Here is a 24,557-nt window from a genome sequence, read left to right on the forward strand (position 1 = left end):
GAGCCCGTGGACACGCGTCTGCCAGTGCGGAGGAACGTGCGATGAACCAGGACGAGGCCCTTTCCGATCCGGTGGAGGCCGGTGGCCCGGCGGCCCGCGGGAGCGGACCCTTCGACTTCCCGCCCGCGGCGACCGACACCCGGAGCTCGTCCGGGACGGCACGGCCCGGGCCCCAGCATCCTGGCGCGGACGACCTCGTCCAGCTCATCGACGAGCACGGGGTGCGCCACCCTCACGCGCACTACGACCGCTTCGTGGACGACGTCGACGGGCCGGCGCTCCAGGCCCTGTACGAGGACCTCGTGGCGGTGCGCCGCATCGACGCCGAGGCGACGGCCCTGCAGCGGCAGGGCGAGCTCGCGCTGTGGCCACCGCTCCTGGGTCAGGAGGCCGCCCAGATCGGTTCCGGCCGCGCGCTCCGCTCGGACGACTTCGTGTTCTCCAGCTACCGCGAGAACGCCGTCGCCTACTGCCGCGGCGTGGACCTCACGGACATGCTCCGGGTGTGGCGCGGCAATGCCTCCTCGGGCTGGGATCCCTACACCGTCAACATGGCGACCCCCCAGGTGATCATCGGCGCGCAGACCCTCCACGCCACGGGCTACGCCATGGGGATCCTGACCGACGGCGCGGACTCGGTGGCCGTCAGTTACTTCGGTGACGGGGCAACCAGCCAGGGCGACGTCAACGAGGCCATGGTCTTCGCCGCCAGCTACCAGGCGCCGGTCATCTTCTTCTGCCAGAACAACCACTGGGCCATCTCCGAGCCCGTGGGTCTCCAGGCGCATGTCCCGATCGCCCGCCGGGCGCCGGGCTTCGGCATCCCGTCGGTCCGCGTGGACGGCAACGACGTCCTCGCGTGCCTCGCCGTGACGCGCGAGGCGCTCGACCGAGCACGGTCCGGCGGTGGGCCCACCTTCATCGAGGCCGTCACCTACCGCATGGGTCCGCACACCACGGCGGACGATCCCACGCGCTACAGGGACGCGAACGAGCTGGAGGACTGGGCGGCCCGCGACCCCCTGGCGCGCGTCGCGGCCCTGCTGGACTCGCTCGGTCTGCTCGGGGCCGACTACACGGACTCCGTGAAGGCGAAGGCCGACGCCGTCGCCGCCGAGCTGCGGGAGGGCTGCCTCACCATGGCCGAACCCGCGCCGTCCGATGTCTTCCGGCACGTGTACAGCGAGCCGAACTCCTGGCTGGACCGCCAGCAGGACCACTACGAGCGTTACCTCGCCTCCTTCGGGCAGGCGTCCCAGGGAGGAACCCACTGATGCCGACGATGACCTTCGGCCGCGCGATCAACGCCGGCCTGCGGCGCGCCATGGACACCGACCCGAAGGTGATCCTGATGGGTGAGGACATCGGGAAGCTCGGTGGGGTCTTCCGGATCACGGACGGCCTGCAGAAGGACTTCGGGCAGCACCGGGTCCTGGACAGCCCCCTCGCCGAGGCCGGCATCATGGGCACCGCGGTGGGCATGGCCTACCGCGGGTACCGGCCCGTGGTCGAGATCCAGTTCGACGGCTTCATCTACCCGGCCTTCGACCAGATCGTCTGCCAGGTCGCGAAGCTGCACTACCGCACGCAGGGCGCCGTGACCATGCCGATCACCATCCGGGTGCCGTTCGGCGGCGGCATCGGTTCGCCCGAGCACCATTCGGAGTCGCCCGAGGCGTACTTCACCCACACCTCCGGCCTCCGGGTGGTCAGCGTCTCCGACCCCCAGGACGCCTACACGATGATCCAGCAGGCCATCGCCTGCGACGACCCCGTGCTGTACTTCGAGCCCAAGCGCCGCTACCACGTCAAGGGCGAGGTGGACGAGTCGGTGGACCTGTCGTCGTCGGACATGGGTGCCGCACGCGTGGTGACGGAGGGGACCGACGTCACGCTCGTGACCTACGGACCGCTCGTCCCGACCGCTCGCGACGCGGCGATCGCCGCGTCCGACGACGGCGTCTCGATCGAGGTCATCGACCTCCGGTCCCTGGCCCCCATCGACTTCGCGACCATCGAGGCGTCCGTCCGGAAGACCGGCAGGCTCGTGGTCACGCACGAGGCGGCGCAGTCGGGAGGGCTCGGCGCGGAGATCGCGGCGAGCATCACCGAACGCTGCTTCGACCACCTGGAGCACGCGCCCGTGCGCGTCACCGGCTTCGACATCCCGTACCCGTACTCCAAGCTCGAGTTCCACCACCTCCCGGACCTCGACAGGATCCTCGACGGCGTGGACCGCGCGCTCCGCCGCCCCAACTCGCTCAGCGGTCTCGACCGCCTCCCCGAAGGAGCGGCACAGTGACGGCTCCCGCCGAGACCCGCAGCACGACGACGGTGCGCGAGTTCCGCCTGCCCGACCTCGGGGAGGGCCTGACGGAATCCGAGATCGTCCAGTGGCACGTCGCCGAGGGTGACCGGGTGGAGCTGAACCAGATCATCGCCGACGTCGAGACCGCGAAGGCCGTCGTCGAGCTCCCCTCGCCGTACGCCGGAACCGTGGTGCGGCTTCACGAGGGAGCCGGTACCGTCGTCGACGTCGGGGCGCCGATCGTCTCCTTCGAGGTGCCGGGGGAGCCGGGCGCCACGGGCCGTGTTCCGTCGTCGAGCCCGTCGTCGAGCCCGTCCGCTACCTCTGACATGCCTGGGGCGGACGCCGCTCCGGCCCGCCGCGAGCCGAACCTGGTGGGCTACGGTGCCGCTGTCGAGAAGGGCGGACGTCCGCAGCGCAGGAGCAGGACGCTGCCGCAGCCAGCACCCGCCGCAGTACCGCACGAGGGTGCGCGCGCCGTCGCTGGCGCCGAGCCCGGACCGGTGCACGACGCGCGCGTCACCGCTGCCGCCGCCCCGGCGTACGCGGTGTCACTGAGCGCCCCCTCCCCGGAGACGTCAGCGACGCGCATCACCGAGCGGCCGCGGTCCACCCCGCCGGTCCGCAAGCTCGCGCGTGACCTCGGCATCCCGCTGGAGGGGCTCACGGGGACGGGACCGCAGGCCCTGATCACCCGCGCCGACGTCCTGGCTGCCCTCGCGAGTTCCTCGGGCGGGGCAGCCGCGCCGTCCGTCCCCGACGACGCGTCCGCGGGCGCTCAGGGTGCGACCGTCAGCGTCCCTGCGAGCGCGGCAGCCACATCGCCGGCCGGTCGGGCGACGCCGGGCGCCGTCACCCGCATCCCGATCAAGGGGATGCGCAAGCACACCGCCGCCGCGATGGTGGCCAGCGCGTTCACGGCCCCGCACGTCACCGAGTTCCTCACCATCGACGTCACGCCGACCATGGACCTGCTCGCGGAGCTGAAGGCGGGGCGCGCGTTCGAGGGCACGAAGGTCACGCCGCTGACCATCGTGGCGAAGGCCGTGTGCATCGCGGTGGGGCGCAACCCCTCGCTCAACGCCTCGTGGGACGAGCAGGCCCAGGAGATCGTGCAGTACGAGGACGTGAACCTCGGGATCGCCGCGGCGACACCCCGCGGTCTGCTCGTCCCCACCATCAAGGCTGCGCAGACCCTGCCGCTCGTGGAGCTCGCCCGCGCACTCGGCGCGCTGACGGAGACCGCGCGCGCCGGGAGGACCACACCGGCGGATCTCGCGGGCGGCACCATCTCCATCACGAACATCGGGGTCTTCGGAATCGACGCCGGCACGCCGATCCTGAACCCGGGCGAGGCGGCCATCCTCGCCATGGGTGCCGTCCGGCGCATGCCGTGGGAGTACCGCGGGGAGATCGCCCTCCGCTCGGTGATGACGCTGAGCCTGTCCTTCGACCACCGGCTGGTGGACGGCGAGCAGGGCTCACGCTTCCTCGCCGACGTCGGCACCATTCTGCGGAACCCGGCCATGGTCCTGACCATGGTCTGAGCCGCCCGGGCGACCGGTTCACGCACAGGAGCCCCGCACCACAGCTGTGGTGCGGGGCTCCTGCCGTCCGCCGGATGCGCCACCCGGAGAGCGGGCGTCAGACCAGTTCGAGGATGAGCTCGCGGACCACGGCGCCGCGGGCGGGTGCGAAGCCCTGTGTCTCGCCGACCTGGCGGAAGCCCCACCGCTCGAGGATGCGGATGGAGCTCGCGTTGTCGGCCACCGCGCGCGCCCTGAGCGGCCGCTCGGTGACCTCGTTCAGGAACTGCCCTACGGCCGCTGTGGTGATGCCCTGGCCCCAGCGTGACCTGTCGATCCAGTAGCTGATCTCCGGCGTGGCCTCGTGGTGGTAGGCGAGGATGCTCCCCACCACCTCGCCGTCGGAGAGGATGGTGCGCACGGTGATCTTGCCGTCGTTCAGGATGTCCTGCCAGTGGTGGTCGAACACCCCGCGGTCCGAGGGGTTCTTGGCGCCGAAGGCAGCCATGTGGTTGGCGCTCGGGTCCAGCTGGTGGGTGAAGAACTCGTCGACATCGGCGGCTTCCACGGGACGTAGCGTGATCACAGCGTCACTTTCAGTAGGCGGTGGGCCGGCTCGTGCGGCGCGGCCCGGGAATCTCGTGCTTCAGCGTACTAGGCGGTCCGGGTCCCGTTCACGGCCGGTGCGGCCCCGCCGTCGACCGTCAGTGCAGCCCAGGCCATGTGCTGCAGGAGGTCCTCGAGCAGATCGAGGTCCTCGGGGGTACCCGAGCGGCGGGTGGTGTGGGGCGTGGAGTTGATCAGACCGAACACGGCGTGCACCCGGGAGCGCAGGAGCGAGGTGTCGACGCCGGGGCGGTGCGCGGCGAGCTGCTCGACCCAGACCTCCACGTAGCTGCGCTGGAGGGACCGCACCGTGCGGCCGTCGTCGTCCGTCAGGGACCCGAGGTCGCGGTCCTGGACGCGGATCACGTCGGGGTTCCCGAGCGCGAAGCCCACCTGGAACCGGATGAGTCCGCGGAGGGCGTCCGCGGGGGACGGCGCGGCGGCCGCGACGTCCCGGCCACCGCTCAGGAGATCCTCGCTGACGCCCGTCAGCAGGGCGGAGAGGACGGCCGGTTTGCCGGAGAAGTGGCGATACACGGCGGGTCCGCTCACACCGGCCGCCGCGCCGAGGTCCTCGATGGACACACCGTTGTAGCCGCGCTCCGCGAACAGTCGCGCGGCGGCACGGAGCAACGCCGTGCGCCGCGACGCCTTCGCGATGCTGCGGCCGGTCATGCGGTCTTCGGCGGGTGGTGCTTCCATGCAGGTCCTTCGCGTCCGCTGGGGGAGTTTTCCCTCATTCTGATGGACAGGAGGGTTAATGACCACTAACCTGATTCCGGTTAGTGTCTGCTAACTGAAGGCCGCTCGAGGAAGAGACCGATGGAGACCCTTGCGTCGAAGGTGGACCCGCTCTCGCCGTCGTTCCTGGCCAATCACGCGGCGCAGACCGCGCTGGTGGGGGAGCTCCGCGAGCGGCTCGCCGCCACCGCCCTGGGCGGCCCCGAGCGGTCCCGTGAGCGCCACGTGGCGCGGGGCAAGCTCCTGCCGCGCGAGCGGATCGACCAGCTGCTCGACGACGGCAGCCCCTTCCTCGAGATCGCCCCGCTCGCGGCCAACGGCATGTACGACGACGAGTGCCCGGGAGCGGGCGCCATCGCGGGGATCGGCCTGGTGCACGGCCGCCACGTCCTGGTGCTCTCCAACGACGCCACCGTCAAGGGCGGCACCTACTACCCCATGACGGTCAAGAAGCACCTCCGTGCGCAGGAGATCGCGCTCGAGAACAACCTGCCCTGCGTCTACCTGGTCGATTCCGGTGGAGCGTTCCTCCCGCGCCAGGACGACGTCTTCCCGGACCGCAACCACTTCGGTCGCATCTTCTTCAACCAGGCCACGATGTCCGCGCGGAAGATCCCGCAGATCGCGGCGGTGATGGGCAGCTGCACCGCGGGCGGGGCCTACGTACCCGCGATGAGCGACGAGACCGTGATCGTCCGGAACCAGGGGACCATCTTCCTCGGCGGGCCGCCGCTCGTGAAGGCCGCGATCGGCGAGGTCGTGACGGCCGAGGAGCTCGGCGGCGGTGACGTGCACTCGCGCATCTCGGGCGTCACGGACCACCTCGCCGAGAACGACCAGCACGCGCTGGAGATCGTGCGCGACATCATCGCCACCCTCCCGCCGCCCTCGGCACCTGCCCCCTTCGCGCCGCCGGTCGACGCGGAGGTCCTCGAGCCCGCCGTGCCGGAGGACGAGCTCTACGGGGCCGTCCCGACGGACGTCAACGCGTCCTACGACGCCCGCGAGATCATCGCGCGGATCGTGGACGGCTCGCACTTCCACGAGTTCAAGCGCGAGTACGGCACCACCCTCGTGACCGGCTTCGCGACCATCCACGGCCACCGCGTCGGCATCGTCGCCAACAACGGCGTGCTGTTCAGCGAGTCCGCGCTCAAGGGGGCGCACTTCATCGAGCTCTGCGACCAGCGCGGGGTGCCCCTCGTGTTCCTGCAGAACCTCTCCGGCTTCATGGTGGGCAAGGACTACGAGGCCGGCGGCATCGCGAAGAACGGGGCCAAGATGGTCACCGCCGTCGCCACCGCCCGTGTCCCGAAACTGACCGTCGTCGTCGGGGGGTCCTTCGGCGCGGGGAACTACTCGATGTGCGGCCGGGCGTTCTCGCCGCGCTTCCTGTGGATGTGGCCCGCCGGCCGCATCTCGGTGATGGGTGGCAACCAGGCCTCGAGCGTCCTCGCCACCGTCAAGCGCGACCAGCTCGAGGCCCGCGGCGAGGAATGGGCGCCCGAGGACGAGGAGTCCTTCAAGCAGCCCATCCGCGACCAGTACGAGGCGCAGGGCAACCCCTACTACTCGACGGCGCGCCTCTGGGACGACGGCGTGATCGATCCCGCGGACACGAGGACCGTCCTGGGCCTCGCCCTCGACGTGTGCGCCAACGCGCCGCTGCCCGAGACCTCCTTCGGCCTCTTCAGGATGTGACCCGATGACCCCTCCAACTCCGGCCGGTCCCTGGCCCTTCGACACCGTGCTCGTCGCGAACCGCGGCGAGATCGCCTGCCGCGTCATCCGTTCCGTACGGGCCCTCGGGCTGCGTTCGGTCGCGGTGTACAGCGACGCCGACGCCGGTGCCCGGCACGTGCTCGAGGCCGACGTCGCCGTCCGCATCGGTGAGGCGGCATCGACGTCCAGCTACCTCTCCATCCCCGCCGTGCTCGACGCCTGCCGCCGCACCGGCGCCGGTGCGGTGCACCCCGGGTACGGCTTCCTCAGCGAGAACGCGGCCTTCGCCGAGGCGCTGCGCGAGGCGGGGATCGTCTTCATCGGTCCGAGCGTGCACGCCCTCGACGTCATGGGCGACAAGATCCGCTCGAAGAACCACGTCGCGGGGTCCGGAGTGCCGGTGGTCCCGGGCATCGCCGAGCCGGGACTCACGGATGAGGCCCTCATCAGGGCCTCGACGGACGTCGGCTTCCCCCTGCTCATCAAGCCGTCCGCGGGTGGCGGGGGCAAGGGCATGCATGCCGTCCACCGCCCGGAGGACCTCCCCGAGGTCCTCGCGACGGCGCGCCGCGTCGCCGCGCGCGCCTTCGGTGACGACACCCTGTTCCTGGAACGGCTCGTCGAGCGTCCGCGCCACATCGAGGTGCAGGTCCTCGCGGACGGGCACGGCACGGTGATCCACCTCGGGGAGCGCGAGTGCTCCCTCCAGCGCCGCCACCAGAAGGTCATCGAGGAGGCGCCCTCGGCCCTGCTCGACGACGCCACGCGGCGCCGCATCGGCGAAGCCGCCTGCCACGCCGCCCGGAGCGTCGACTACACCGGCGCCGGGACGGTGGAGTTCCTCGTCTCCGACACGGCGCCCGACGAATTCTTCTTCATGGAGATGAACACGCGCCTGCAGGTGGAGCATCCCGTGACCGAACTCGTGACCGGCGTGGACCTCGTCGAGTGGCAGATCCGTATCGCGGCAGGCGAGCACCTGCAGCTCACGCAGGACGACGTCGTGCTCACCGGGCACGCCGTGGAGGCGCGCGTGTACGCCGAGACGCCGGAGGCGGGGTTCCTGCCCTCGACCGGCCGCATCCTCGCGCTGACCGAACCGTCCGGCGAGGGCGTCCGGGTGGACAGCTCGCTGCTGACCGGCGGCACGGTCTCCTCCTCCTACGACCCGATGCTCTCGAAGGTCATCGCCTGGGGGGAGGACCGCGCCCAGGCCCTCGACCGGCTGGACACCGCGCTCGCCGGCACCCGCGTGCTCGGCGTCGACACCAACATCGAGTACCTCCGCCTGCTGATCGCCGACGAGGACGTCCGGGCCGCGCGCCTCGACACGACCATGATCGAGCGGAAACTGCCGGGGCTCGCGTTCCGGCACGTGGGGCCGGATGAGCTCGCGCTCGCGGCCGTCCTCCTCGTCGAGGCCGCCACTCCTGCGAGCGGCCGTCCATGGCAGCGCGGCGACGGCTTCCGTCTCGGGCCCCCGCGTCCGCGCACGGTGGTCCTCGAGCACGCCGGCGGCACCGACACCGTCCGCCTGCTGCGGCGCGGTGCGGCATGGTCCGTGACCGTCGGCGACGCGACCGGCGTCGTGACCACGGGAAGCGCCGGGGCCGCGATCGACGGCGTCCGCGCGGGGCTCACGCACCACGTCGACGGCGACACGGTCTGGATCGGCGACGCCGGCTGGTCGGCCCGCCTGCGCCGGCCCGGGCGCCGCGAACTCCTCGACGCCGTGCTGTCGCGCATCGAGCGCGAGGAGGGCTCGGCCGATCCGCTGGTCCGCAGTCCCATGCCCGGCACCGTCGTCTCCGTCGCCGTCGCCGACGGGGCAACCGTGCAGGCGGGCGACGTCCTCGTCACCGTCGAGGCCATGAAGATGGAGCACCAGCTGACCGCGGGCCTCGCCGGCGTCGTCCGCCTGTCCCTCGCACCGGGCGACCTCGTGAAGGCCCAGCAGGTCGTCGCCACCATCGAAGCCACCGAAGCCATCGAAGCCACCGAAGCCACCGACCCCGCCGGTGCGCCAAGCGCGCCCGGCACCACCACGATGAGAACCGACACCGCATCACCGAGTCCCACGGAAGGGAACGCAGCATGAACTTCGAACTGAGCGAGGAATACCAGGATCTCGTCGACACCGTGCGCGAGTTCGCGGACGAGGTCGTGGCCCCGGTCTCCGCCAAGCACGACGCCGAGCACAGCTTCCCCTACGAGGTGGTCAAGCAGATGGGTGACATGGGACTGTTCGGCCTGCCGTTCCCCGAGCAGTACGGGGGAATGGGCGGGGACTACTTCGCGCTGTGCCTCGCCCTCGAGCAACTGGCCCGCGTGGACCAGTCCGTCGCGATCACGCTCGAGGCCGGCGTCTCCCTCGGCGCCATGCCGGTGTACCGGTTCGGCACCGAGGAGCAGAAGCAGCAGTGGCTGCCCTCCCTCGCGTCGGGTGCGGCGCTCGGCGGCTTCGGCCTGACCGAGTCCGAAGCCGGATCCGATGCCTCCGGGACCAAGACGACGGCGAAGCTCGAGGCGGGGGCCGACTCTTCAGGAGCGTCGGAGTGGGTCATCAACGGCACCAAGGAGTTCATCACCAACTCCGGCACGGACATCACCTCGCTCGTCACCGTCACCGCGGTCACGGGGACCTCCGAGCGCCCGGACGGGACGGTCAAGAAGGAGATCTCGACCATCCTCGTACCGAGCGACACACCCGGATTCACGGCGGAGAAGGCCTACAACAAGGTGGGCTGGAACGCCTCGGACACGCACCCGCTCACCCTCAAGGACGTCCGTGTCCCCGAGGCGAACCTCCTCGGCGCCCGCGGCCGCGGGTACGCGAACTTCCTGCAGATCCTCGACGAGGGCCGGATCGCCATCGCGGCCCTCGCCACCGGTGCCGCGCAGGGGTGTGTGGAGCAGTCCATCAAGTACGCCAACGAGCGCTCGGCGTTCGGCAGCACCATCGGCACGTACCAGTCCATCCAGTTCAAGATCGCGCGCATGCAGGTCCGCGCCCACACCGCGCGGCTTGCCTACTACGACGCCGCGGCCCGCATGCTGGCCGGGAAGCCGTTCAAGAAGCAGGCGTCCATCGCGAAGCTGGTGGCCGGTGAGGCCGCCATGGACAACGCCCGCGACGCCACGCAGATCTTCGGCGGCTACGGCTTCATCAACGAGTTCGTGGTGTCCAGGCACTACCGTGATTCGAAGATCCTCGAGATCGGTGAGGGGACCACGGAGGTCCAGCTCATGCTCATCGCGAGGGATCTGGGGCTCTAGCACCTGACCGCCGCAGCCCTGCGTGCGGCGACCGAAGGAGAAGCAGTGATCGACAAAGTGGTTGGCAGTGCGGCGGACGCCGTGGCGGACATCCCCGACGGCGCCTCGCTCGCCGTCGGGGGGTTCGGTCTGTGCGGTATCCCCGTGACCCTCATCGACGCGCTGCACGCGCAGGGCACGTCGGAGCTCGAGACCGTCAGCAACAACTGCGGGGTGGACGACTGGGGCCTCGGGATCCTGCTCGCGGACCACCGGATCCGCCGGACCATCAGCTCCTACGTGGGCGAGAACAAGGAGTTCGCGCGCCAGTACCTCTCGGGTGAGCTCGAGGTGGAGCTGACGCCGCAGGGCACTCTCGCGGAGAAGCTCAGGGCCGGGGGCGCGGGTATCCCCGCGTTCTACACCACGGCGGGGGTGGGCACGCAGGTCAGCGAGGGCGGATTGCCCCGGAAGTACGACGCCGAGGGGAACGTCACCGTCGCCTCGCAGGCGAAGGAGGTGCGCACCTTCGACGGCGTCGACTACGTCCTCGAGGAATCGCTGCGCCCGGACTACGCGCTCGTGCACGCCTGGAAGGGCGACCGCCACGGCAACCTGGTGTTCAACGCCACCGCCATGAACTTCAACCCGCTGTGCGCCCAGGCCGGCCGGATCACGATCGCCGAGGTGGAGGAGCTCGTGGAGCCAGGCGAACTCGATCCCGCGCAGATCCACACGCCGGGTATCTTCGTCCAGTGTGTCGTCGTCGCCTCCGGCGTCGAGAAGCGCGTGGAGAAGCGGACCGTCTCGATCGGTGGCAGCCCCGATCCGCGGACCGGCGTCAACGCGCCCGAAGGAGCATGACCATGGCACTCACCCGGAACGAACTCGCCGCTCGCGTGGCACTGGAGCTCGAGAACGGCCAGTACGTGAACCTCGGCATCGGGATGCCCACCCTGATCCCCAACTACATCCCCGAGGGCGTGGAGGTGGTGCTGCACTCCGAGAACGGGATCCTCGGCGTGGGCCCGTACCCGGCGGAGGACGCCGTGGACCCGGACCTCATCAACGCCGGCAAGGAGACCGTCACGGCGAACGCCGGGGCCGCGTACTTCGACTCGGCAGCCTCCTTCGGCATGATCCGGGGCGGTCACGTGGACGTCGCCGTGCTCGGTGCCATGGAGGTCGCGCAGAACGGGGACCTCGCGAACTGGATGGTGCCCGGCAAGATGGTCAAGGGGATGGGCGGCGCAATGGACCTCGTGTTCGGGGCGAAGCGCGTGATCGTGATGATGGAGCACGTGGACCGCGCGGGTCGGCCGAAGATCGTGGAGTCCTGCTCGCTGCCGCTCACGGGCAAGGGGTGCGTGGACAGGATCGTCACGGACCTCGCCGTCATCGACGTGACGGCGGAAGGTCTCGTGCTCCGCGAGACCGCGCCGGGCGTCAGCCCCGAGGACGTCGTCGCCGCCACCGGTGCGCCGCTGCGCGTCGACCTCGGGGGAGCCGTCGCGTGAGTACGGACGCCTCCGGGGGAGTGGACGACGGCGGTGCCGCGGCGGCGTCGACCGCTGCGCCGAGCGCTGCGCCCGCGCGGCGCGTCATCGAGCAGCGCGGCCTGTACCTCGACGAGCTCGAGATCGGGGCCGTCTACGCCCACCGGCCGGGCCGCACGCTGACCGAGGCCGACAACGTCCTGTTCACCACGCTCACCATGAACACGCAGGCTCTCCACCTGGACGCTGCCTGGTCCGCGGAGCAGCCGTTCGGTCAGCGCCTCGTGAACTCGATGCTCACCCTCGCGACCCTCGTGGGTCAGTCCGTGTCCCATCTGACGCAGGGCACCATCGTGGCGCAGCTCGGGCTCACCGACGTCGTGTTCCCGAAGCCGCTCTTCCACGGCGACACGCTGTACACGGAGACGGAGATCACTGGGGTCCGGCCGTCGTCGTCGCGCCCGGGCCAGGGGATCGCGACCATGACCCACACCGGGCGGAACCAGCACGGCGAGGTGGTCGCGACGGCCGCCCGTTCGGTGCTCATGTGGTCCTCGGACGCGGCACCCCAGGAGCGGGCGTGAGCCTCACCCACCTCGGACCGGCCCTGCTCTTCTGCCCCGGCGACCGCCCCGAGCGCTACTCCAAGGCCGCCGAGCGGTCGGACACCGTGATCCTCGACCTCGAGGACGCCGTGGCACCCGCTGCGAAGGACGCCGCACGGCTGGCACTCGGGGCCACCCTGCTGGACCCGGACCGCACCGTCGTCCGGCTGAACGCCGTCGGCACCGACGACTTCGTCCTGGACTGCGAGGCTGTCCGCGGCACGCCCTACCGCACCGTCATGCTGGCGAAGACGGAGTCGCCCGAGGACGTCGCCGTCGTCCGGGCGGCGCTCGGCGAGGTGGAGGTGATCGCGCTCTGCGAGACGGCACGCGGAGTGCTCCGGGCCGCGGACATCGCGGCGACGGACGGCGTCGTCGCGCTCATGTGGGGCGCGGAGGACCTCGTGGCATCCCTCGGTGGCACCTCGAGCCGATCGGCCGGCGGCGCCTACCGGGCGGTCGCCGTGCAGGCGCGCTCGCAGGTGCTCCTCGCTGCCGGTGCCGCGGGCGTCGCCGCGATCGACGCCGTGTACGTGGACATCGCGGACACGGCGGGCCTGGCGGAGGAGGCCGACGACGCCGTCGCCTCCGGATTCGGGGCCAAGGCCTGCATCCACCCGGGTCAGGTCGCGGTGGTCCGCGCGGCCTTCGCGCCCGAGGAGACCGAGGTGGTCCGCGCCCGGGCCCTGCTCGCGGCGGCCGAGGACGAGCGCGGCGTCTTCGTGTTCGAGGGACGCATGGTGGACGAGCCGATCCTCCGTCACGCACGCGCCGTCCTCGCGAGGTCCCGCGCCTGACAGCCTGAGCGGGCCGCGCGCCGGTCTGCGGGATACTGGGGCCATGGATGTCAGCAACCTCTCGCGGGCCCACCGGCGCGTGACGATCCTCGGATCCACCGGCTCGATCGGCACGCAGGCCCTCGAGGTCATCGCCGCGGCCCCCGACCGGTTCGGCGTGGCCGGACTGAGCGCCGGCGGACGCAACCTCGCGCTCCTCGCACACCAGGCCGTCGCCGTGCGGGCTCCCGCCGTCGGTGTCGCGTCCGCCACGGAGGCCGACCTCGAGCGGGCGATCGGCCGCGCGGCCGACGCCGCGGGCGTGAGCGGCTACGCGCCGCAGCTCTTCGCGGGCGGGAGTGCGGCCGCGCGGGTCGCCGCCTGGCCGGACGCCGACGTCGTCCTGAACGGCATCACGGGGTCCATCGGGCTGGAGCCGACCCTCGCCGCGCTGGCCGCCGGGCACCTGCTGGCGCTGGCCAACAAGGAGTCGCTCATCGCCGGGGGAGCACTCGTCCGGGCGGCGGCGGCTCCGGGCCAGCTCGTGCCGGTCGACTCCGAACACTCGGCGATCGCGCAGGCGCTGAGGGGCGGCACCGCCGACGAGGTGGACCGCCTGGTGCTCACGGCATCGGGAGGGCCGTTCCGCGGCCTCACCCGCGAGCGGCTGCGCCACGTCACCCCGGCGCAGGCCCTCGCGCACCCCACGTGGGACATGGGCCGCGTGATCAGCACGAACTCGGCGTCCATGGTCAACAAGGCCCTCGAGGTGGTCGAGGCCCACCTGCTCTTCGACATCCCCCTCGAGCGGATCGACGTCGTGGTGCACCCGCAGTCCGTCATCCACTCCATGGTCCAGTTCGTCGACGGGTCCACGCTCGCCCAGGCCTCACCGCCGGACATGCGGCTGCCGATCGCCCTCGGGATCGGGTGGCCCTTCAGGGTGCCGGGCTCCGCGCGCCCCTGCGACTGGAGCAGGGCTGCGCAGTGGTCCTTCGAGCCGCTCGACGAGGAGGCGTTCCCGGCGATCGCGCTGGCCAAGCGGGCGGCGTCGGAGGGTGGCACGCGCATGGCGGTGTACAACGCGGCGAACGAGGAAGCGGTCGAGGCCTTCCACAGCGGGGCCATCGGTTTCACGGACATCGTCGACGTGGTGGCCGCCGTGGTCGACGAACAGCGGGTCACGGAGCCGGCCCCGGGCTCGCGCGCGGTGACGCTCGACGAGGTGCTCGGGGCCGAGCGCTGGGCACGGACCCGGGCACGGATCCGTTGTGGCGTGGGGGAGTCCGGACGCGGTGCGGTCGACGCACCGGGTGCGGCGGGTGCTCCATCTACAACCGACGCGCCGTCGGACCCGAGAGGCCAGAAGGAAGAGCTGTGACCGTTCTGCTGTTCATCGTCGGAGTACTCGTCGTGGTCCTCGGCATCGCCGCGTCGATCGCGCTGCACGAGGTGGGCCACCTCGTGCCCGCCAAACTCTTCCGCGTGCGCGTCACGCAGTTCATGGTGGGTTTCGGACCCACGGTGTGGTCACGGCGCCGCGGCGAGACCGAGTACGGGCTGAAGGCGATCCCGGCCGGCGGCTACGTGTCGATGGTGGGCATGTTCCCGCCCGCCGCCACCGAGGACGGCGCCGTGAGGCAGTCCAGTACGGGCGTGTTCCAGCAGCTCTCCAACGACGCCCGGCAGGCGGCCGCGGAGCAGCTCCGGCCGGGGGACGAGAATCGCGTGTTCTACAGGCTGCCCATCTGGAAACGCATCATCATCATGCTCGGCGGACCCCTCATGAACCTGCTGATCGGGACGGTGCTGTTCGCCGTGCTCATCATGGGGTTCGGTACGGCCCAGTCCACCACCACGATCGCCTCCGTCTCCGAGTGCGTGGTGCCCGCGAGCCAGCAGGCCGCGACGGGACAGACAGAGTGCACGCCCGAGGACCCCGCGGCCCCGGCCTTCGAGGCGGGGCTCCTCCCGGGCGACCGCGTGGTGGCCTTCGACGGCCGCGAGGTCACCGACTGGGACCAGCTCTCCGGATGGATCCGGGACGCCGCGGGTCGTGAGGTGGACATCACCTACGTGCGTGACGGCGAGACCGTCGAGTCCACGATCACCCCTCTGCTGACGGAGCGGCCGGTGGCCACCGAGGCCGGCACCGCTGCGGTCGACGACGACGGCGTCGCGATCACCGAGGAGGTGGGCTTCATCGGCGTCGGCTCCACGCAGGAACTCGTCCGGCAGCCCGCGAGCGAGGTGCTTCCCGCCGTCGGGGACTCGCTCGTGAGCGTCGCCGGGGTGGTGCTCAACCTGCCGCAGCGGCTCGTCGACGTGGGCGAGGCCGCCTTCTCCGACGCGCCACGCGACCCCGAGGGGCCCATCAGTGTGGTGGGCGTGGGCCGGATCGCCGGCGAGATCTCCGCCATGGACGAGGTGCCGGTCGCCTCGCGGGCGGCCACGCTCGTCGGTCTCGTGGCGGGTGTCAACCTCGCCCTCTTCGTCTTCAACCTCATCCCGCTGCTGCCGCTCGACGGCGGGCACGTGGCCGGCGCCCTGTGGGAGGGGCTGCGGCGGACCGTCGCGCGGCTCTTCAAGCGGCCCGATCCCGGACCGTTCGACATGGCGAAACTGCTGCCGCTGACCTACGCGGTGGCGATCCTGCTCATGGGTATGGGGGCCTTGCTCATCTACGCGGACATCGTGAAGCCCGTCGACCTCTTCGGCTGATCGGTTGTAATCCGCAATTCAACCGCATACGGTTGATCAATGTTCGTCCTCACGATCGACCAGATGGGCAGCCGCGTGACCGGGGACAGGATCCCGGAACTCCTCGACCTCCTCGCACCCATTACGCCCGTGCTCCCCTGGGAGCGGTCGGTCGGCGACGAGGCGCAGGGCGTCCTCGCGGATGCGACCGCCGTCGTCGACGCCGTCATGCTGTGCCTACGAGCGGGTGGCTGGTACGTGGGCATCGGAATCGGCGAGGTGGAGCGGCCCTTCCCGGCCTCGCCCCGTGAGGGCCGTGGTGCCGCCTTCGTCGCAGCCCGTGCCGCCGTCGAACGCGCCAAGCGGGCCGGCGGCGCCTTCAAGGCCCCGCTGGCCGTGGAGGCCCCCGATGGACGCGCCGCGGCAGCCGCGGAGGCCGAGGGCGTGCTGGCGCTGCTCGGGCGTCACGTCATGAACCGGTCCGAGGCCGAGTGGCGCATCCTCGATCTCCTGGAACCCGGGACGCGCGGCTCGCAGACCGTCGTCGCCCGCGCCCTCGGCATCACCCCGCAGGCCGTGAGCAAGGCTGCGGCCCGCGCTGCCTGGCATGAGGAGCAGGCGGCACGTCCCGCCGCCGCGCGTCTGCTCGCGTGGGCAGACGACGACGACGGTGACGGCGACGGCGACGGCGACTGAGCCGGGCCGCGGCGACCGCCGTTTGGGGGAGCGGTGGGATACACATGGACCAGGACACAAGGAGGTCGGATGGACGCGCTGTGGATCGTGCTGGCGCTCGTGGTGGCGGGCGCCCTGGGTGCACCCGTGACGATGCTCGTGCTCCGGCTCGCGCGATCGGTGGACAGCGCGGAGAGGCGCCGCGAGGAACTCCCGGAGCCCGCGGACCAGCCGCAGCTGGAGCTCCCCGCCCCTCCGGCAGAACCTCCCCGCGTGCCCATCGACGCCCTGCCGCCCGGGGTGCTGCGCGGCGGGCTCGTGATCGGCGTCCTCGAACGGCTCGCGGTGACCGTCGCCATCCTCGGGGGCCAGCCGGTCGCCATCGCCTACGTGGTGGCCGTGAAGGCGCTCGGCCGGTACGCCGAGCTCAAGGAGACGCCCGCGGCCTCGGAGCGCTTCATCATCGGCACCCTCGCCTCGATGCTGTGGGCCGCGGGCATCGCCACCCTCGTCAAGGTCTACCTCCTGCCGGTCACGTAGGGTGAGAACATGAGCATCTTCGCCGTCGAATACGTCTACAACCCCGACCACGACGACCTCCGGACCGAGCACCGGCCGGCCCATCGCCAGTGGCTCGAGGGCCTCGCGGAGCAGGGCGTCGTCCTGTCGTCCGGGCCCTTCACCGACGGCAGCGGGGCGCTCCTGCTGTTCTCCGCCGAGGACGAGGCCGCGCTGAACGGGATCGTCAGCCAGGATCCCTTCGCGCTCGCCGGCGCCATCTCCGCGGTGAAGACCATCGGCTGGAACCCGGTCATCGGGGCGTTCCGCGACCGCGTGTGACGTGCGTCCTGCCCGGCGTCCCGCGCGGTGGGCCGGGTGGATAATGAAGTCGAACAGCTCGTCCGATCCGCGGTGCAGGCCGCCAGCATGGAGGAAGTCGTGGCCTCGGTCAACCTAGGAATGCCAGCAGCGCCCCCGCCGGTACTCGCTCCGCGGCGCAAGACCCGCCAGATCAAGGTCGGCTCCGTGGGGGTCGGGTCGGACTCCCCGATCAGCATCCAGTCCATGACCACCACCCAGACCACCGACATCAACGCGACCCTCCAGCAGATCGCGGAACTGACGGCCACGGGCTGCGACATCGTCCGCGTGGCGTGCCCCACGAGCGACGACGCCGCCGCACTCCCGATCATCGCGAGGAAGTCGCAGATCCCGGTGATCGCCGACATCCACTTCCAGCCCAAGTACGTCTTCGCCGCGATCGACGCCGGGTGTGCGGCCGTCCGTGTGAACCCGGGCAACATCCGCAAGTTCGACGACCAGGTCAAGCAGATCGCCGAGGCGGCGAAGGCGGCCGGAACCTCCATCCGCATCGGTGTGAACGCCGGATCGCTCGATCCGCGCCTCATGGAGAAGTACGGCAAGGCGACGCCCGAGGCACTCGTCGAGTCGGCGGTGTGGGAGGCGTCCCTGTTCGAGGAGCACGACTTCCACGACTTCAAGATCTCGGTCAAGCACAACGACCCCGTGATCATGGTCCGCGCCTACGAACTCCTCGCCGAGCGCGGTGACTGGCCCCTGCACCTCGGCGTCACCGAGGCGGGCCCGGCCTTCCAGGGCACCATCAAGTCGGCCACCGCCTTCGGCGCGCTGCTCTCCAAGGGCATCGGCGACACCATCCGCGTCTCCCTGTCCGCGCCTCCGGTCGAGGAGGTCAAGGTGGGCAACCAGATCCTGCAGTCGCTCAACCTGCGCCCGCGCAAGCTCGAGATCGTGTCCTGCCCCTCGTGCGGCCGTGCCCAGGTCGATGTCTACACCCTCGCCGAAGAGGTCACCGCCGGCCTCGAGGGCATGGAGGTGCCCCTGCGCGTCGCGGTCATGGGATGCGTCGTCAACGGGCCCGGCGAGGCTCGCGAGGCGGACCTGGGTGTCGCGTCCGGCAATGGCAAGGGCCAGATCTTCGTCAAGGGGGAGATCATCAAGACCGTCCCCGAGGACCAGATCGTGGAGACGCTCATCGAGGAAGCCATGAGGCTCGCAGAGGAGATGGAAGCTGATGGCGAGACTGCTGGCCAGGGTGGCCCCATGGTTACCGTTAGCTAGACCACAGCCCGACCCGGAGGGCCCCTGGTCCTTCCGGGTCCTCGGGGAGGCGGACACGCGTGACCTCTGGGCCCTCGTGCTCGCCGACCCCGTGGCGAACGTGTTCGTGGCCGCCCACCTCGAGTCCATGGGTAACGCGGCGCCCTCCTTCTCCGGCGGCGAGATCATCGGGATGTTCCGGCACGGGACGCTGCGTGCGGCCTGCTGGGCCGGGGTCAACCTGGTGCCGGTCGGTGTGACGGACGAGACCGGCGCCATCTTCGGCGACCACCTCGGGCGGTCCGGCCGCACGTTCTCCTCCATCTTCGGGCTCTCCGAGGGCGTCATGGACCTCTGGTCCACGTTCGAGGACTACAGCGCCGACCCGTTCGACGTACGGCCCAACCAGCCCCTCATGTCCATCGACACCGACCCGCTGATCACCCCCGCACCGGACCTCCGGTTCACGCGCCCCGACGAGCTCGATCGCGTGCTCCCCGCGTGCGCGGCCATGTTCGAGGAGGAGGTCGGCTACTCACCCTTCATCGGCGGCTCCGAGCACTACCGGCGGCGCGTCGCCTCGCTGATCGGACGGAAGCATTCGCTCGCGGCCTTCGACGACGACGGCGGGGTGATCTTCAAGGCCGAACTCGGCACGGTCTCCTCCCAGACGGTGCAGGTCCAGGGCGTGTGGATGCACCCGGACCAGCGTGGTCGCGGGCTCAGTGCCGCTTACATGGCCGCCGTCGTCGTCGCCGCGCGGGCACTCGCACCGACCGTGAGCCTGTACGTGAACTCCTACAACGCGCGGGCCATCGCCGCCTACCAGCGTGTGGGGTTCCGGCAGGTCGACACGTTCGCGACCATCCTCTTCTAGAGCTTTTCCCGAGGCCCTGCTCGTCCGGAGGCGTACCCGTCGAGCGGACCGTGCCTCGGCGCGCTTCCGCCGACCCACTAGATTGGTACGTGGTTCTCCGCCCCACGGCGGGGAGCGTCACGGCACGGCCCGACGAACATGAACGGAACAACCCGCGTGGTCCTACGACTCTCGACCCTCTTCCTCCGCACGCTCCGCGAGGATCCCGCCGACGCCGAGGTCGCGAGCCACCGCCTGCTCGTCCGCGCCGGTTACATCCGCCGCGCGGCGCCGGGGATCTACAGCTGGCTGCCGCTCGGACTGAAGGTCCTGGCGCGGGTCGAGGGGATCGTCCGCGAGGAGATGGAAGCCATCGGCGCCCAGGAAGTGCACTTCCCCGCGCTGCTGCCGAGGGAGCCCTACGAGGCCACCAACAGGTGGACCGAGTACGGTGACGGGATCTTCCGGCTGAAGGACCGCAAGGGCGCGGACTACCTCCTGGCACCCACCCACGAGGAGATGTTCACCCTCCTCGTGAAGGACCTGTACACCTCGTACAAGGACCTGCCGCTCAGCCTCTTCCAGATCCAGACCAAGTACCGTGACGAGGCTCGGCCCCGCGCCGGGCTTCTCCGCGGACGCGAGTTCATCATGAAGGACTCCTACTCCTTCGACATCGACGACGAGGGCCTCGAGGCGAGCTACCAGCGCCACCGCGGCGCGTACCTGAGGATCTTCGATCGTCTGGGCCTCGAGGTGGTTCCCGTGACGGCGACCGCCGGCGCGATGGGCGGGTCCAGGAGTGAGGAGTTCCTCCACCCCACGCCCATCGGTGAGGACACCTTCGTCCGGTCGGCGGGCGGCTACACCGCCAACGTGGAGGCCGTCACCACGGTGGTGCCCGCCGCCGTCGACTCGACCGACGCGCCCGCTGCGGAGGTCCGCGACACCCCGGACACGCCGACCATCGACACCCTCGTGCAGCACGCCAACTCCTCCGTGCCCCGCGACGACCGTCCCTGGACGGCAGCGGACACGCTCAAGAACGTCGTCCTCGCCGCCGTCCTGCCCACGGGGGAGCGCGAGATCGTCGTCGTCGCCGTCCCGGGCGACCGCACCGTGGACCTCAAGCGCATCGAGGCGACGATCGCCGGTCACTTGGAGACCGGTGGCGAGGTGGCCGTCGAGGCCGCGACCGAGGACGACCTGAAGGAGTACCCCGGCCTGGTCAAGGGCTACATCGGCCCCGGCCTCACGCTCGAGGCTGCGGTCCTCGGCGCCGAGTCGTCGACGGGGCTGCGCTACCTCGTGGATCCCCGCGTCGTGGTGGGTACCGCCTGGATCACCGGCGCCAACGAGCAGGGACGGCACGTCTTCGGGCTCGTGGCCGGCCGCGACTTCACCTGGGACGGCACCATTGAGGCCGTCGAGGTGCGCGAGGGTGACGAGGCTCCGGACGGCTCCGGCCCGCTGGTCGCTGCGCGGGGCATCGAGATGGGCCACATCTTCCAGCTCGGGCGCACCTACGCCGAGGCGCTCGGCCTCAAGGTGCTCGACCAGAACGGCAAGCTCGCCACGGTCACCATGGGTTCCTACGGCGTGGGCGTCACACGTGCCATCGCGGCGCTCGTCGAGTCCAACTTCGACGACCGCGGCATCATCTGGCCCCGCAACGTCGCCCCCGCGGACGTGCACGTCGTCGCGACCGGCAAGGGTGCGGAGATCTTCGAGGCGGCCGAGAAGCTCGCGACCGAACTCGAGTCCGCCGGGCTCACGGTGCTCTACGACGACCGCCCGAAGGTGTCCCCGGGCGTGAAGTTCGGTGACGCGGAGCTCATCGGCATGCCGACGATCGTCGTGGTGGGCCGCGGTCTCGCCGACGGCGTGCTGGAGGTCAAGGACCGGCGGACGGGTGAGGCGCAGAACGTCGCGGTCGACGACGCCGTCGCGCTGCTGCTCGACATCACCGCGCACTAGCGGCCGTGTTCCCCCTCGGTTCGGGCCTCGAGGAGTTGCAGCTCGCCACCATTTTGCTGGTCCTCGTGGCAGGGTTCGCCGCAGGATGGGTGGACGCCGTGGTGGGTGGCGGCGGTCTGCTGCAGCTGCCGGCGCTGCTGCTGGTGCCCGGCATCACCCCGGTGGAGGCGCTCGCCACGAACAAGCTCGGGTCGATCTTCGGCACCACGACGAGCGCCGTCACCTACTACCGCCGGGCGCACCCGGACCTGCGCACGGCGCTGCCGATGGCGGGTATCGCGCTCGTGGGCAGCTTCGGCGGTGCCGTGCTCGCCGCGTCCCTGCCGGCCTCTGTCTTCAAGCCGATCATCGTCGTCGCGCTCGTCGCGGTGGCGGTCTTCACGGCGCTCAAGCCGTCCGTCGGCACGCTGACCCAGCTCCGCCACCAGGGCGCCCGCCACTACGGCACCGCAGGTGGGATCGGGCTCGTCATCGGCTTCTACGACGGGCTGATCGGTCCCGGGACGGGCTCCTTCCTGATCATCGCGATGGTGACCCTGCTCGGGTACAACTTCCTCGGCGCCAGCGCCAAGGCGAAGATCGTGAACATGGCCACCAACTTCGGTGCGCTCATGTTCTTCCTGCCCAACGGCTCCATCTTGTGGGGCCTCGGGCTCCTGCTCGGCGTCGCGAACATGGCGGGCGGCTACACCGGCTCCCGCATGGCCATCAGCCAGGGGAGCAGATTCATCAGGATCGTGTTCCTCGTGGTGGTCGGTGCGCTGATCCTGAAGCTCGGTCACGACGTCTGGGTGGAGAACATCCGGCCGCTCGTGGCCTCAGAGCCTCTCGAGGTCGCGCGCGGCAGGTAGCCCGTCGAGCGTCCTGCCGAGCACGGAACTCGCCACCCACAGCGAGCGCTCGGCGCCGCCGGTCCGCCCGAGGCCCACGTGCCAGAGCGCGTTGCGGACCTCGCGCACCACGGCCCATCCGACGGCGAGTTCGGCGTCCATGCCTGCCGCGTCGGCCAGGGCTGCGCAGTGCGCGCGCAAATGTCCCGCGGGATCCGCGGCGTCGAGGTCCTGCAGCCGGTTCCACAGCATCGGGGCCAGGGCGTACTCCGCGTCGCCGAGCACGGGTTTCGGGTCGATCGCCGTGAAGTCCCTCAGCTGGCCCCGGGTCGAGGGCAGGAGGTTCTCGTAGTGCAGGTCGGAGTGCACCAGGACGTCGCGGGCCGAGCGGCGTCCCACGATCCCGCGGAACTGGCAGATCTCGAGCGCCGCTTCCATGAGCCAGCGCGGGAACGGCCGGCCCAGCTCGTCCCAACGCGCGGGGAGGGTATCGGTCCACTGCTCCGCCTCCGAGGCGAGACGGGGGAACGCGGCCCACTGCGGGCCCTCGCCGACGGGGAGCGAGAGCGCCTGCACCACGCGACCCCACGCGTCGGGGGTGTCGGCGAGCGGCACGTCGGCGAGGGAGCGGTCGCCGTCGAGCCTCGGCAGCAGGAGCGCGTAGTCATTGCGCGACGCCGCCAGCAGGCGGACGGCGCCGACTCCGTCCCAGAGCTCGAGGGCGTCCGGTTCGGTCAGCGCCTCGTCGTGCGGGACGGTGAGTTTGAGGACGGCCCGCGTTCCGTCGGTGTCCAGATCGGCGTTCGGATCGGCGTTCAGGCGGGTCACCGGGATCACGACGGCGCACTGGCCGGACCAGACGCTGCCGTCGGGCGGCAGGTCCAGCTCGAGGTTCCACGCCTCGAGGCGGTCGCGCAGGAGGTCGCCCCAGGTGTGCAGCCAGGCGGCGCCACCCTCGATCGCGCGGGCACTGCGGACGAGCCGTTCCGGCAGGTCGGGGATTCCGTGCGGCGTGCGGCTCGCCGGGACCGGCACGTCAGTCGCCATCGCGCCGCTCCTCCTCCGCGTCCTGCCCCGGCATGGGGGAGGGTGAACCGGCGTCGCCCGACGTACTGGGCGGGCCGTCGGCCGGACGCGGTTCCGCGTCGATACCCGGCAGCGGTTCCAGCGGCGCGCCGGACTCCACGCTCCGCAGGACCGCCGCCACCAGGGAGATCGACGCCCAGGCACGCGCATCCCGCCCGACCGTCGCCACGTATCCCGCGTAGAGATCCACGTGCTGCTCCTCGAGGCGCCGCAGCTCGCCCACCGGGTCCGAGCGGAAGGCCGCCGTGAGCACGAAGCCGGCGGGAACCGGGGGTTGGTCCGCGCACAGGGCGGTGAGGCGCTCCGCGGCGAGGCGCGCGGCGGACTCGTGTTCTGCCGCGCGTCGGAGGGGAGCGTCACGGTCCGGCAGCAGCGCTGCCGCGACCTCGTAGCCGTAGTGTGCCTGCTCCGCCGCCGCCCTCGCGTTCGTGAGTGCCTGCCGGTCAGCGTCGGGCCCGAGCGGTGTGCCTGCGCACTCCGACCCCGGGACCGGGTTCGGGGTCGGCTCACCGGTGCCCGACGTGCTGCCGGGGGCCGGGGTGGGCATCGGCCCGGTCACCGGCTCGTCCGTCGAGCCGGCCGTGGCGCCGGGTCCGGCCGTGCCGAAGGGGCCGGTCGCGCCGAAGGGGCCGCTCGCGTCGTCGAGGGCCGTCAGGGCGGCGGCGTCCGGCGCGGGCAGATCCGACGCGACGCTGAGCGCGGCAGCGAGGGAGAGCGTCCGCTGCCACTGGTTCGCACCCGCGGCGGCCAGCACGCGGGCGGGTCCCGGATCGGCGTCGAGCGCGTCCGCGAGACTGCCGAGGGCGCTCTCCCGGAGCAGCGACAGGAACCGGGGTGCGTCGACGGCCGGGCGAACCGCGTCCGTGGGCGCAGCGCCCTCCGGCGTTGCCTCCGCAGAATCCGGGTCCGGAGAGCCCGATGCGGGCGCGTCGGACGGGAGGGGAAGGGCAGCGGGGCCGGGAGAGTCCGGGGAACGGGGGAGGGCGACGGCGTCGGCCTGCCGGTCCAGATCCGAGGCCGTCGAGAGGAGCAGGTCGGCGAGTGCCGGTTCGGTCGCCGAGAGGTTCCGGGCCGACGCGGCGAGTGAGCGGAAGCGCTTCTCGGCTGAGAGCTGCGCTTCCTGCGACGCGGAGTAGACCGGGGCCTCGCGGTCGGGCGCCCGCAGACCGGCGCCGATGCCCACCACGAGGAGCACCACGACGGCGAGTCCGACCAACCGCGCGCACCACGCGACCAGGCGGGTCATGGCGGAGCGCGCGCGTCGGGGGAGCCCCTCGCGCCTCGTCCGCCCCTGCTTCTCCACAGTCCCCGATGAT

22 protein-coding genes and 1 pseudogene are annotated in these 24,557 nt (G+C 71.3%); 19 read left to right on the plus strand and 4 right to left on the minus strand.

Features of this window, described 5'->3' with window-relative positions; all coding sequences use genetic code 11:
- The first annotated feature begins 41 nt into the window (after nt 1-41).
- The 3 genes from pdhA to AC4D12_RS14855 are packed head-to-tail and all read left to right on the plus strand — an operon-like array spanning nt 42 to nt 3,855.
- Nucleotides 42-1,274, plus strand: a complete 1,233-nt coding sequence (gene pdhA / locus AC4D12_RS14845) for a pyruvate dehydrogenase (acetyl-transferring) E1 component subunit alpha (RefSeq protein ID WP_490950727.1) — start codon at nt 42-44, stop codon at nt 1,272-1,274.
- A complete protein-coding gene (locus tag AC4D12_RS14850; RefSeq protein WP_490950728.1) occupies nt 1,274-2,302 on the plus strand; it encodes an alpha-ketoacid dehydrogenase subunit beta in 1,029 nt (342 codons plus the stop codon). Before pdhA ends, AC4D12_RS14850 begins: the two co-directional genes overlap by 1 nt.
- Nucleotides 2,299-3,855: a dihydrolipoamide acetyltransferase family protein gene (locus tag AC4D12_RS14855; RefSeq protein ID WP_490950729.1), complete on the plus strand. Its 1,557-nt coding sequence runs from the start codon at nt 2,299-2,301 to the stop codon at nt 3,853-3,855. The genes AC4D12_RS14850 and AC4D12_RS14855 overlap by 4 nt, the downstream gene beginning before the upstream one ends.
- 97 nt (nt 3,856-3,952) lie before the next feature.
- Here the strand turns inward: AC4D12_RS14855 and AC4D12_RS14860 are convergent, their stop codons facing one another.
- Nucleotides 3,953-4,420 (minus strand): GNAT family N-acetyltransferase, encoded by a 468-nt coding sequence (locus AC4D12_RS14860; protein ID WP_490950730.1) that lies wholly within the window; start codon nt 4,418-4,420, stop codon nt 3,953-3,955.
- Nucleotides 4,421-4,488: 68 nt separating this feature from the next.
- Nucleotides 4,489-5,142, minus strand: a complete 654-nt coding sequence (locus AC4D12_RS14865) for a TetR/AcrR family transcriptional regulator (protein ID WP_490950731.1) — start codon at nt 5,140-5,142, stop codon at nt 4,489-4,491.
- A 120-nt stretch (nt 5,143-5,262) separates the two neighbouring features.
- Between AC4D12_RS14865 and AC4D12_RS14870 the strand changes: the two genes are divergently transcribed.
- The 16 genes and pseudogenes from AC4D12_RS14870 to AC4D12_RS14945 all read left to right on the plus strand — a co-directional run bounded on the left by AC4D12_RS14870 (nt 5,263) and on the right by AC4D12_RS14945 (nt 22,176).
- On the plus strand, nt 5,263-6,882 hold the full coding sequence (locus AC4D12_RS14870) for a carboxyl transferase domain-containing protein (RefSeq protein ID WP_490950732.1): 1,620 nt from the start codon (nt 5,263-5,265) through the stop codon (nt 6,880-6,882).
- A 4-nt stretch (nt 6,883-6,886) separates the two neighbouring features.
- Nucleotides 6,887-9,001: an acetyl/propionyl/methylcrotonyl-CoA carboxylase subunit alpha gene (locus AC4D12_RS14875; RefSeq protein ID WP_490950733.1), complete on the plus strand. Its 2,115-nt coding sequence runs from the start codon at nt 6,887-6,889 to the stop codon at nt 8,999-9,001.
- Nucleotides 8,998-10,179, plus strand: coding sequence for an acyl-CoA dehydrogenase family protein (locus AC4D12_RS14880; protein WP_490950734.1), 1,182 nt, complete (start codon nt 8,998-9,000; stop codon nt 10,177-10,179). Before AC4D12_RS14875 ends, AC4D12_RS14880 begins: the two co-directional genes overlap by 4 nt.
- A gap of 45 nt (nt 10,180-10,224) precedes the next feature.
- Nucleotides 10,225-11,022, plus strand: a complete 798-nt coding sequence (locus AC4D12_RS14885) for a CoA transferase subunit A (RefSeq protein WP_490950735.1) — start codon at nt 10,225-10,227, stop codon at nt 11,020-11,022.
- Nucleotides 11,023-11,024: 2 nt separating this feature from the next.
- Nucleotides 11,025-11,675, plus strand: a complete 651-nt coding sequence (locus tag AC4D12_RS14890; protein ID WP_490950736.1) for a CoA transferase subunit B — start codon at nt 11,025-11,027, stop codon at nt 11,673-11,675.
- Between the two features lie 20 nt (nt 11,676-11,695).
- A complete protein-coding gene (locus AC4D12_RS14895; RefSeq protein WP_490950823.1) occupies nt 11,696-12,238 on the plus strand; it encodes a MaoC family dehydratase in 543 nt (180 codons plus the stop codon).
- On the plus strand, nt 12,235-13,056 hold the full coding sequence (locus AC4D12_RS14900; RefSeq protein ID WP_490950737.1) for an HpcH/HpaI aldolase/citrate lyase family protein: 822 nt from the start codon (nt 12,235-12,237) through the stop codon (nt 13,054-13,056). Before AC4D12_RS14895 ends, AC4D12_RS14900 begins: the two co-directional genes overlap by 4 nt.
- A gap of 43 nt (nt 13,057-13,099) precedes the next feature.
- A pseudogene (gene dxr, locus AC4D12_RS14905) lies at nt 13,100-14,314 on the plus strand (1-deoxy-D-xylulose-5-phosphate reductoisomerase); the annotation flags it as partial.
- Between the two features lie 98 nt (nt 14,315-14,412).
- Nucleotides 14,413-15,756: a M50 family metallopeptidase gene (locus AC4D12_RS14910; RefSeq protein ID WP_490950738.1), complete on the plus strand. Its 1,344-nt coding sequence runs from the start codon at nt 14,413-14,415 to the stop codon at nt 15,754-15,756.
- Between the two features lie 39 nt (nt 15,757-15,795).
- Nucleotides 15,796-16,431: a MarR family transcriptional regulator gene (locus tag AC4D12_RS14915; RefSeq protein WP_490950739.1), complete on the plus strand. Its 636-nt coding sequence runs from the start codon at nt 15,796-15,798 to the stop codon at nt 16,429-16,431.
- Between the two features lie 69 nt (nt 16,432-16,500).
- A complete protein-coding gene (locus AC4D12_RS14920; RefSeq protein WP_490950740.1) occupies nt 16,501-16,950 on the plus strand; it encodes a hypothetical protein in 450 nt (149 codons plus the stop codon).
- 9 nt (nt 16,951-16,959) lie between these two features.
- Nucleotides 16,960-17,250 carry a YciI family protein gene (locus AC4D12_RS14925; protein ID WP_490950741.1) on the plus strand — a complete coding sequence of 97 codons (291 nt, stop codon included), beginning with the start codon at nt 16,960-16,962 and terminating at the stop codon, nt 17,248-17,250.
- A gap of 99 nt (nt 17,251-17,349) precedes the next feature.
- Entirely contained in the window at nt 17,350-18,513 is a 1,164-nt protein-coding gene (ispG, locus tag AC4D12_RS14930) for a flavodoxin-dependent (E)-4-hydroxy-3-methylbut-2-enyl-diphosphate synthase (protein WP_490950824.1), read from the plus strand.
- Entirely contained in the window at nt 18,467-19,369 is a 903-nt protein-coding gene (locus AC4D12_RS14935; protein ID WP_490950742.1) for a GNAT family N-acetyltransferase, read from the plus strand. Before ispG ends, AC4D12_RS14935 begins: the two co-directional genes overlap by 47 nt.
- A 156-nt stretch (nt 19,370-19,525) precedes the next feature.
- On the plus strand, nt 19,526-21,325 hold the full coding sequence (locus AC4D12_RS14940; protein WP_490950825.1) for a proline--tRNA ligase: 1,800 nt from the start codon (nt 19,526-19,528) through the stop codon (nt 21,323-21,325).
- Between the two features lie 5 nt (nt 21,326-21,330).
- Nucleotides 21,331-22,176, plus strand: coding sequence for a sulfite exporter TauE/SafE family protein (locus tag AC4D12_RS14945; RefSeq protein ID WP_490950743.1), 846 nt, complete (start codon nt 21,331-21,333; stop codon nt 22,174-22,176).
- Here AC4D12_RS14945 and AC4D12_RS14950 read toward each other — a convergent pair.
- Nucleotides 22,144-23,202 carry an aminoglycoside phosphotransferase family protein gene (locus AC4D12_RS14950; protein WP_490950744.1) on the minus strand — a complete coding sequence of 353 codons (1,059 nt, stop codon included), beginning with the start codon at nt 23,200-23,202 and terminating at the stop codon, nt 22,144-22,146. The two genes, AC4D12_RS14945 and AC4D12_RS14950, sit on opposite strands and share 33 nt — an antisense overlap.
- A complete protein-coding gene (locus tag AC4D12_RS14955) occupies nt 23,192-24,544 on the minus strand; it encodes a DUF4439 domain-containing protein (protein ID WP_490950745.1) in 1,353 nt (450 codons plus the stop codon). Before AC4D12_RS14955 ends, AC4D12_RS14950 begins: the two co-directional genes overlap by 11 nt.
- Between the last annotated feature and the right edge of the window lie 13 nt (nt 24,545-24,557).

Source organism: Arthrobacter sp. TJ-266 (assembly GCF_058269115.1).

Coding starts and splice junctions, on each gene's coding strand:
- pdhA (WP_490950727.1), top strand. CDS start 42: ATGAACCAGGACGAGGCCCTTTCCGATCCGGTGGAGGCCGGTGGCCCG.
- AC4D12_RS14850 (WP_490950728.1), top strand. CDS start 1,274: ATGCCGACGATGACCTTCGGCCGCGCGATCAACGCCGGCCTGCGGCGC.
- AC4D12_RS14865 (WP_490950731.1), bottom strand. CDS start 5,142: ATGGAAGCACCACCCGCCGAAGACCGCATGACCGGCCGCAGCATCGCG.
- AC4D12_RS14870 (WP_490950732.1), top strand. CDS start 5,263: ATGGAGACCCTTGCGTCGAAGGTGGACCCGCTCTCGCCGTCGTTCCTG.
- AC4D12_RS14875 (WP_490950733.1), top strand. CDS start 6,887: ATGACCCCTCCAACTCCGGCCGGTCCCTGGCCCTTCGACACCGTGCTC.
- AC4D12_RS14880 (WP_490950734.1), top strand. CDS start 8,998: ATGAACTTCGAACTGAGCGAGGAATACCAGGATCTCGTCGACACCGTG.
- AC4D12_RS14890 (WP_490950736.1), top strand. CDS start 11,025: ATGGCACTCACCCGGAACGAACTCGCCGCTCGCGTGGCACTGGAGCTC.
- AC4D12_RS14915 (WP_490950739.1), top strand. CDS start 15,796: ATGTTCGTCCTCACGATCGACCAGATGGGCAGCCGCGTGACCGGGGAC.
- AC4D12_RS14920 (WP_490950740.1), top strand. CDS start 16,501: ATGGACGCGCTGTGGATCGTGCTGGCGCTCGTGGTGGCGGGCGCCCTG.
- AC4D12_RS14925 (WP_490950741.1), top strand. CDS start 16,960: ATGAGCATCTTCGCCGTCGAATACGTCTACAACCCCGACCACGACGAC.
- AC4D12_RS14935 (WP_490950742.1), top strand. CDS start 18,467: ATGGCGAGACTGCTGGCCAGGGTGGCCCCATGGTTACCGTTAGCTAGA.
- AC4D12_RS14950 (WP_490950744.1), bottom strand. CDS start 23,202: ATGGCGACTGACGTGCCGGTCCCGGCGAGCCGCACGCCGCACGGAATC.